The organism is Gemmatimonadaceae bacterium (genome assembly GCA_035533015.1).
Lineage (GTDB): Bacteria > Gemmatimonadota > Gemmatimonadetes > Gemmatimonadales > Gemmatimonadaceae > JAGWRI01.
The window spans coordinates 1-8,550 of record DATLUQ010000017.1; the positions used below are offsets into that span (position 1 = coordinate 1).

8 protein-coding genes and 1 tRNA gene are annotated in these 8,550 nt (G+C 66.8%); 2 read left to right on the plus strand and 7 right to left on the minus strand.

All coding sequences use genetic code 11. From position 1 onward, the window contains the following. Nucleotides 1–733: FtsX-like permease family protein (locus tag VNF92_03840; GenBank protein HVA56996.1), on the plus strand; the 733-nt coding region annotated here is incomplete at its 5' end. A gap of 27 nt (nucleotides 734–760) precedes the next feature. Beyond that, entirely contained in the window at nucleotides 761–1,042 is a 282-nt protein-coding gene (locus tag VNF92_03845; protein HVA56997.1) for a hypothetical protein, read from the plus strand. A 330-nt stretch (nucleotides 1,043–1,372) separates the two neighbouring features. Here VNF92_03845 and VNF92_03850 read toward each other — a convergent pair whose 3' ends face one another. From VNF92_03850 to VNF92_03880, 7 genes are all read right to left on the minus strand, one after another. Next, on the minus strand, nucleotides 1,373–1,981 hold the full coding sequence (locus tag VNF92_03850) for a nucleotidyltransferase domain-containing protein (protein ID HVA56998.1): 609 nt from the start codon (nucleotides 1,979–1,981) through the stop codon (nucleotides 1,373–1,375). Nucleotides 1,982–2,191: 210 nt separating this feature from the next. Then, nucleotides 2,192–2,971: a hypothetical protein gene (locus VNF92_03855; protein HVA56999.1), complete on the minus strand. Its 780-nt coding sequence runs from the start codon at nucleotides 2,969–2,971 to the stop codon at nucleotides 2,192–2,194. Nucleotides 2,972–3,058: 87 nt separating this feature from the next. Then, nucleotides 3,059–4,216, minus strand: a complete 1,158-nt coding sequence (locus VNF92_03860; GenBank protein ID HVA57000.1) for a hypothetical protein — start codon at nucleotides 4,214–4,216, stop codon at nucleotides 3,059–3,061. Between the two features lie 244 nt (nucleotides 4,217–4,460). Continuing rightward, nucleotides 4,461–4,544: transfer RNA gene (locus VNF92_03865), tRNA-Ala, on the minus strand. A gap of 179 nt (nucleotides 4,545–4,723) precedes the next feature. Next, nucleotides 4,724–5,920, minus strand: a complete 1,197-nt coding sequence (locus VNF92_03870; protein HVA57001.1) for a hypothetical protein — start codon at nucleotides 5,918–5,920, stop codon at nucleotides 4,724–4,726. Nucleotides 5,921–6,016: 96 nt separating this feature from the next. Continuing rightward, nucleotides 6,017–6,796: a molybdopterin cofactor-binding domain-containing protein gene (locus VNF92_03875; protein ID HVA57002.1), complete on the minus strand. Its 780-nt coding sequence runs from the start codon at nucleotides 6,794–6,796 to the stop codon at nucleotides 6,017–6,019. Nucleotides 6,797–6,858: 62 nt separating this feature from the next. After that, nucleotides 6,859–8,550: FtsX-like permease family protein (locus VNF92_03880; protein ID HVA57003.1), on the minus strand; the 1,692-nt coding region annotated here is incomplete at its 5' end.

An 8,550-nucleotide genomic window follows, 5' to 3' on the forward strand; every position in this document is an offset into this window, starting at 1 on the left:
CACCTACTTCGCCGGTCAGAACCCCATCGGGCAGCGCATCAACATCGCGGGGTTCGACGTGCAGGCCGAGATCGTGGGCGTGGTGGGCCACATCAAGCAGTGGCGCCTGGACGCCGACCCCAAGTCGGCGGTGGAGGCGCAGATCTACTACCCGTTCATGCAGCTTCCGGAAAAGCTCATGCCGCTGGCGGCCGACGCCGTGGCCGTGGTGTTGCGCACCGACGGCGATCCCGCCGCCGTGATGGCTGCCGTGAGGCGCACCGTAAACGACGTCGAACCCGGCGACGTGATCTACGGCGTGGAGACGATGGCCGACGTGGTGGCCAGTTCGTATTCCGCACGGCAACTCTCGATGATCCTGCTCAGCGTGTTCGCGGGGCTGGCGTTGATCCTGGCCTGCGTCGGCATCTTCGGCGTGGTTTCGTACCTCGTGGGCCAGCGCACACACGAAATCGGCGTGCGCGTGGCTCTCGGGGCACAACGCACCCAGGTCATGCGCCTCATACTCGGCCAGGGGGCGCGCATGGCGCTCACCGGCGCCGCGGTTGGAGCGCTGGCCGCCCTTGGCCTCACGCGACTCGTGGCCACGCAACTCTTCGGCGTAACGGCCCACGATCCCGTCACGTTCGTAGCGGTGGCCGGACTGCTCCTGCTGGTAACCGTCGCCGCCTGCTATTCTCCGGCCCGCCGCGCCATGGGCATCGATCCCATCGTCGCGCTCAGGCACGAGTAGGTAGAGCAGTCCACCAACACGAAGTTCATGAGCAGCGCCGAGATTCTGGTGTTCGGTGCGACCGGCTACGAGACGGCGGTGCGCGGCAGCAATGGCTTCGTGTGTTTTGTGGGGAGGTCGTGGGCGCAGGAGTTCGGCGCCCCCGAATTCTGGAACCCCAAGATCCGCACGCCGCAATGCTGGAATGCGGCGGCGGTGAGCCGCTTTGGCGGGGGTCGACAAGCCTATCGCGTGTTGGACGGACTCCGCGACTTCAAGGCTTCCCGAACAGCCGTTGCCGCGATGATCAGATCGTCAACCAATCGTTGATCCACATCGACTACGCCTTCGTATTCGGCCTGATTTCGCATACCGTGACACTTGGCCAGGATCCGCCACACGGCCGCGGGCACGCCGAGCGTATGCGCCAGCGTTTGAAACACGATATAACGATTTTCCGAACGATATCCCGCCAGTCTAAGCGCTGCAAGCGAGAGGGCGTGTGCGGCGTTGTATGCGAGGTCGAAACGGCTGTCGAGAGACAGCCCCTCATTCGTAGCGTCGGTCAGGCGCGCCTCGCCCGACCTCCGCAGGCCCGTGACCTCCTCGGGGGACGTCGGCTCGCGCTTGAGTTGCCCGACGCGAACCAGATTCTCCAACTCAGCTGAGATCACTCTCGCTGCCGATCACGAAGAGGTGCGGCGCTTCGGCCACTCGCGCCACGAACGAACCCTTGCTCGACCGCTTGGCTCGCCAATGCTTGACGGACATCAACGTAGGGTTCACCGCCCGCCCGAGAATGGACTCTGCCGGCGCCACGGCATCGAATGCTTCGTCGTGGCGCATCGAGTCCGACAGGATGAGCAGGTCGATGTCACTCCCGGCGCGGTCGCTCCCCTTTGCCACGGAGCCATAGACCAGCGCCGCCCGGATTCGGGAAGCGTGAGGAGCCAACGCCAGCCGGAGCGGCTCGACGAGGCCCACAGTTTTCACCACCAGTCCGTGCAATTCATGGTACACCGGTGAGTCGGCGTTGGCCTGGTAGTGCTTCTGGTTGCCGACTCGGGTCACCGTCACCAAACCGGCCTCGGCAAGCCGAGCAAGCTGCCGGTGAACCGCGCCCGTCCCGCCTTCAACGAGCCGGATAAGTTCGGCGCTCTGAAACCGTCGGTCGGGCTGCCCAAAGACGAGCGCGAGCACGCGCGCCTGCACCGGCGTGAAGAGCGCCGCGGCGAGTCCCGATGATCGCGCCTGCCCCGTCGTTCCCATATTGGGTATAATTATACCCAAACTGGGTACGACGCAAGAGTCAGACTGACGTTCCATGGACCCAACATGGGGCGGAGCCCCACAAAGCTCGGCACCACTATCGCGATGGGCGATGCAAATCGCTTCATCCCGCGCGATGTTCGCACCTACCCCCCTTGAAGTAGGCCCTGGTGAGCTGGACCAAGAAGTCGCGTGCGTCCAACCGGCCGTTCAGGATGCAGGCGCGCTCGCCGGCATCCCCTCCGCCACCACCCAGCACGCCCCTGCCAGCGCGAAGGTGAGCAGGAACTCCACCCAGTTGGACTGCATCGCCGGATTGGTGACCACCGCCGGTACCCAGACGAGCACCGTGAACACGCTCAGCAGCGCGGCTTCCAACGCCGCCGACCAACGCGGATAGATGGAGAACAGCGCGCCCAGGCCGGCCGCGACCTGCGCGGCGCCCGTGAGATCGGCCCACGCGGTGCGATACGGAAGCCAATGCGGCACCAACGACACCGTGCGAGCGGCAAACTCGAAGAAGTGCGAGAGTCCGAATGTGGTCACGGAGTACCCCAACAGGATCCGCGCGATCGTCGCTCCGTGCTCCGCCGTGATCGTCTGCAGTCTGGAACCCGGCTTCAAGCCGGCGAAGCGGACAAAGAGCACCAACGCTCCGGCGGCCAGCGCCGCCACTTCACCCACGGCAAACCAGGTGATCTCCCTGAGCGGATCCGCGGCCACCACCGGCAGCCGCGTGAGCGTCCAGAGCAGCAGAAAGGGAAGCAGGATGCGCGTCGATATGCCGGCGGTGCGTTGGAGCAACAGGCCGGTCCCGGTCGCGAGCATGAGGATGCCCGACGTCACGCCCACCGGCCGGAGCACGGGGACCCACGCAGGGGGCGGGGGCATGAATACGAGTATCGAATACCCGTATACCAGCACCATCACGCCCACGCTCATGATGCCGAGTGCGAAGAGAATCCGGACGACGTGCTGGCTTCGGTTCACGGGGCGTGTCCTCCGCGGCGGTCGGCAGATATCGTATCGGCGGCAGGCGGGCGCCGCAAGCGAGGCGCCCGCCGGCCCCTGAAGCGCTTACCTGCCGATCTCGAGGATCGTGAACGACCCCGGGATCGGCCGGCCCATGCGGCCATAGAAGCCGCCCCTGCCGCCGCGCCCGCGGCCCGTATCACTGCCCGGCGGTGGCGGCGGCGGGGCCGGCCCACGCTCGAAGCTCATCGTGAAGATGTGATTGCTGGTGGGGTCGAGCGTGATGGTGCGCGCCCCGTTCATCGTGGGCAGCGTCTGCTCCAGCGTGAAGCTCGTGGGGCTGTTCTCCTTCACCACCGCCAGGTAGCCGTTGCCCAGCGTGGCGAACGCTTCCTGCGTGGCCGGGTTGAACACCGCGCCGTCGGACCCGCCGGGCAGCGGAATCCGGTCCAGGATCTTTCCGTCCCTGGCGCTGAGCACGACCATCACCGCCTTGGGTGGCTCGCCCTGCACCATGGGGCCGGAGGCGGCGCACGCCGCGAACAGCACATCGTGCTCGGCGTCGAGCGCGAGTCCGTTGCAGCGACCGGGGCCGCCCAGCGGGTAGTGCTTCACCGTCTTCATCGTGTTGACGTTCGCCACCGCCACGCTGCCGTTGGCGTCCTGCATGATGTCGTACAGCGTGCCCTTGCCGTCGGCGATGCCCTCTTCGGGAGTGCCGCCCAGGTCGATCGTGCCGACCACGTCGCCCGTCTTGGCGTCGATGACGGTGGCGTTGTGCGTGGGGTGGCTGAAGATGTAGACGCGCGCCTTGTACGAATCGAACATGATGCCGTCGGAGCGGGCGTCGCCGACGTCGATCTCCTTGAGCACCTTGAGCGTTTTAGTATCGAACATCGTGACCTTGGGCCCGCTCACGAACCCGTGACCGGACTTGGGGTCCACCGCCACGCCGTGCCCGCCCACGTTGGGGATCTCGCCCACCGGCGCCAGCGTGCGGAGGTTGTAGACCATGACGCGCTCGGCGGCCGCGGGCTGGGCAGGCGTCGAGTCGGTGGCGGCCACGGCTTCCGAGGCGCCGCGGGGGATGTACAGGCGGCCGTCGGGGCCGGCGTAGATGTAGTCCCAGCCGCCCTCGCCGCCCACGCGGGCGCGCTGGAGCACCTTGTACGGGCCACCGGAGGCGGGCTGTTGGGCAATGAGCGGCGTGGCTGGCACAAGCAGCGCCGCGGCGAGGGCGGAGGCGAAGGCAAGGTGGCGCATGAGGAGGCCTGTCTCTCTTATAGATGGTGGCGGGGGGTGGCCGGGGATACTGAACATACCGGCGGGACCTTACACTCACATTACGCCGGCTGGGGGCAGAACGTGGCGGGCCGGGATCGCGACGACCACCAACGAGAACGCCCGCCGCAAGAAGCGGCGGGCGTTCACGGCTGAAACACGTGCTTGGCAGGCACACCCTAGGCTAGTCCCCGCTCGGCGCCGAGTCAAGATCAGAGTATGGCCGTGCCCGGAGCGGGATTCGAACCCGCACGCCCACTCGGGCATGTGCCTGCCAAGCACATGTGTCTACCAATTCCACCATCCGGGCACGTGCACGAAGATGGTGGAACCGGCCGACCGCTCAACAAGCCTCTCCTCGCTACCTCATCAAGACTCTACGCGAGCGAGGCTGCCCGAGCGTCATCGAAACTCCGCGAAGGAAAGCGCACCGTTCTGCAGCCGAGGCGGGATGGTGTGAATCCGGCAGCCTGGCATCCAAACGGCAGGTTACGGGACATGGAGCCTGGCTCTAATCAGCATGTCGGTCAGCGGCAATCCGATCGCGCCGGCGACCGGCAACACGTACGCAGTCAGGAACCGGCGCAACGTGCCGGCGTCGAAGGGCCAGACCGGGAGGGAGTCGATCATGGTTCCGAGCTTCTGGAGCCGGTCGATCAATTCCTCGTCCTGCTTGGAGATCACACCGCCGGCGAGATTTCCTTCCACCTTCGAGAGCTCCAGGCGCAGTCGCTCCGCGACCGGCCTGAGCAGCCGCCGCTTGGCGTCGAGCATGCCGCCTCTGAACGGTAGCAAGGGACCGAGGAAGACCAGAGGTCCGAGGATGAGATAGGCCGCGGCGCCAAGCGCGACCAGGAATTGCATCAATCCGAGGTCACCGAGGTAGGTCTGCGTGACGTACGCCAGGAAGATCAGATTAATCCCGAACACGGTCAGGACATACTGATTTCGCAAGCCGAGGTCCCCCATCGGGCGGAGCCCCCCGCAGGCGTCCGGGTGCAGGGGCAGCATGTCCACATCCGACTTCTTGACCATGCCCCTGAGGAAGGCCACAAAGCCCGCGCTGCGGAAGATGTAGATCGTGACCAAGGCGTACAGGACCACGACAACGGCCAGCATGTAATATCCGGCGGGCTGGATCACTCCGCTGGGCGAGCCCCACGGGGCGAGTTTCGGGTTGCGCATGACGCTGTAGTTTGCCGCGGCGAGCGCAATACCAGCCGCGAGCCCGAGAACCTGACTAAATACATTCAACCTTAGAAACACCTTCTCATACTTGGCCTTGAGCTGTTCCGCAGCACCCTCGTGTGCGCGGATCACCCCATCGTCCTGCGCACGGGAAAGGGCCTCGTCAAGCGCACGTTGGTCCCGCACCGTGAGGACGAGCAGAGTCGGAAGGCTGACCAAGCACATCCACGCGGTATTGGTATCATAGAAAAGCGGGAGGTGCACGGCATCGGTGGGGTGCAGCAATGGAAGGCCCCCGAGCCACGCCGCGATCACGATGGGCACATAGGCCCCGAGCGCGACAACCAGGAAGGCCGTCGCGCCGGTAGAGATGGGACGCCCGTCGGGCCGTCGGCGGATCAACCAGTGAATGAGCGAGCCCCTGGTGGTATCGACCGCAATGCGTTCGGCCTGACCATCACCGGGCTGGAGCGTAGCGACCACTTCTTGAGTGTTCACGGATGCGACTTTGATGTTACAGCCTGTTCAACGCAAGAGCGGGTGCCCGCGCGGGCATGGCGGCACCCCGAAGGGCGACAGGGCCACTTCCCGCCCCTACCCCACCCTCCCAACCGGCAACTTCCTGATCCTCTTGCCCGCGAGCACGAAGATCGCGTTGCACACCGCCTCGTGCACTTGCACGGCGCCGTCGCTCGCCACACTCACCTTGGCCACCTCGGCCACGTACCTCTGGAACGACAGGTGCACCTCGATGCCGCGGGCGCGTCCCGCCGGGAGCGCCGTGCCCCACCCGGCTCTTTCGGCGGCTAGGTTGAGCACGCGCAGGTGACGCGGCGAATCGGTGAGCAGGTCGCGGCGGAAGTGGTACGGATCTTTCCTGCTTTCGTGCGCGAGTTCGTCGATGAACGTCTCCACCGCGAAGGCGTTGTACGAGTTGTTCACCGAGCGCCAGAAACCCACGGGGATCCCCGTGTCCACCACCTTGCACTCGACGAGCACGTTGGGAATGGCGTACGGCATGGCCATCGCGCCCTCGACGAGTTCGGGATCGAGGCCGTTCTTCACCGAACCGGGGAACAGGTGCTCCATCGAACTCGGCGCGGCCACGAGGTGCGTCCAGAGCGTCGGCGCGCCCTTGGCGTCCAGCCCGGCGCCCATCTTGTGGCACGACGCGCAGCGGTAGAAATCGTGTTGCATGTCGTCTTCGCGCGAGTAGATGACCTTCACCGGCGCCTTGATCGCCTTTGACGCTTCAAGCGCGTCGGTGACGAAGTCCAGTTCGATGCGCCCATTCAGCAGGAGATGGCGCTCCCTTGCATGTGCACCAGATCGCCTGCAAACGCGAAACGCCCGCACGCCGTTTCGAGCATGCATCTGCCACCGGTTGCGAAGAGAATCCGGACGATCTGCTGGATTCGGTTCACGACACGTGTCCTCTACTCCTCCGCCCGCAGCGCGACCACCGCGTCCACGCGCGCCGTGGCCCGCGCCGGAACCACCGTCGCCAACAGGCCCACCCCGAGCATCGCGGCAGCCACCGCCGCGAGCGTCATGCCGTCGGTCGGACTCACACCGTACAGCAGCGTACCGAGCAGATGGTTCGTGGCGTACGCGCCGGCCAGCCCGAGCGCGATACCCGCCGCGGCGATCGTGAGCCCGCGCCGCAGCATCATCGCCGTGAGATTGGCCGCCGTGGCGCCGAGCGCCATCCGCACGCCGATCTCGCGCGTCCGCTGCCGCACCATCGCCGCCATCGTCCCGAACAAACCGATCGCGCACAGGGCCACGGCCGCCGTCGCGAACACCGTGAGCAGAAACGTGTTCAGACGCGGCTCGGCCAACGGTTCATTCAAGTAGGCATCGAATGGGGACGCGCTGGCCAACCCCACACCGGGCACCAACCGTGCGATCTCGCGCCGGAGCGCGGGGACCACCTCCGCGGGTGGTCCGCTGGTACGCACCACGAGCATCGTCGGTGCCGCAGCAAAGAACGACTGCCGCAGCGGGAAGTAGACGTTCGGCACCGCCTCGCGCAGCGCGTGGTACCGTGTGTCCGGCACGACACCCACCACCGTCGCACCGTGCGTCCAGTCCCCTCCCATCGCGAGCCGCTTCCCGATCGCGTCGTCATTGGGCCAGTAGTATGCCGCGACCGACCGGCTGATCACCGCGACGGTCGGCGCGCCGGCGCGATCGTCGACGGTGAACCCGCGTCCCCGCAGCACCGGCAGCCCCATGGCCGCGAAGTAGTCGGCGCCCACGAGTTCGATGTTGACGATCGGGTTCGCACTGCCCTGCTCCGCCGACTGTCCCTCGGCGGCGGGTATTCCGCTCCACGCGGCGGATCCCGAGTACGGCGCGGCGACCACGGGCGACACACCGAGCACCCCCGGAATCGCTCGCAGCTCGGGGGTGAGCGCCTCCAGCATCGCGTTGGTCTTGGCCGGACTGTCGAACTCGTTGGCCGGCATCGCCAACTCGGCTACCAGCAGGTGGGACGACGCGAAGCCCAGCGGCGCGCGTTCGAGATTCGCCAGGCTCCGGGCGATCAGCGCGGCCGCCGACAACACCACCATCGCGAGCGCGACCTGCGCCGCCACCAACGCCCCCGCCGCCAACCGGCTGCGCCGTGAACCGGTTTGCCGGGTGCCCGACCGCAGCGCGTCCTGCAGATCCACACGCGACGTGATCACGGCCGGCCCGAGCCCGAACACGAGCACCGCGAGCGTCGTGATCACGACCGCGCCGGCGAGCGCCGCTCCGTTCATTCCGATCTCGTCCAGACGCGGAGTGCCGGCCGGCGCGAACGCGACGAACAGATGCACAGCGCCCGCGGCCACGGCCACACCGAGCACCCCGCCGGCAGCGGCGAGCAGCGCGTTCTCCGTGAGCAGTTGGGCGACGATCGTCCGTCGGCCGGCACCGAGCGCGAGGCGGACGGCGATCTCGCGCACGCGTCCGAGCCCCCGCACGAGCAGCAGGTTGGAGACGTTCACGCAGGTGATGAGCAGCAGCAGCGCGGCCGCGATGGCGAACACGATCAGCGCCGGTTTCGTGTTGCCGAGCACGAGGTCCGGCAGGGTGTGGACGACGCCGCGCAGGTCGTGCTCAGCGACGGACGCTTGCGG

Coding starts and splice junctions, on each gene's coding strand:
- VNF92_03845 (HVA56997.1), top strand. CDS start 761: ATGAGCAGCGCCGAGATTCTGGTGTTCGGTGCGACCGGCTACGAGACG.
- VNF92_03850 (HVA56998.1), bottom strand. CDS start 1,981: ATGGGAACGACGGGGCAGGCGCGATCATCGGGACTCGCCGCGGCGCTC.
- VNF92_03860 (HVA57000.1), bottom strand. CDS start 4,216: ATGCGCCACCTTGCCTTCGCCTCCGCCCTCGCCGCGGCGCTGCTTGTG.
- VNF92_03875 (HVA57002.1), bottom strand. CDS start 6,796: ATGCATGCTCGAAACGGCGTGCGGGCGTTTCGCGTTTGCAGGCGATCT.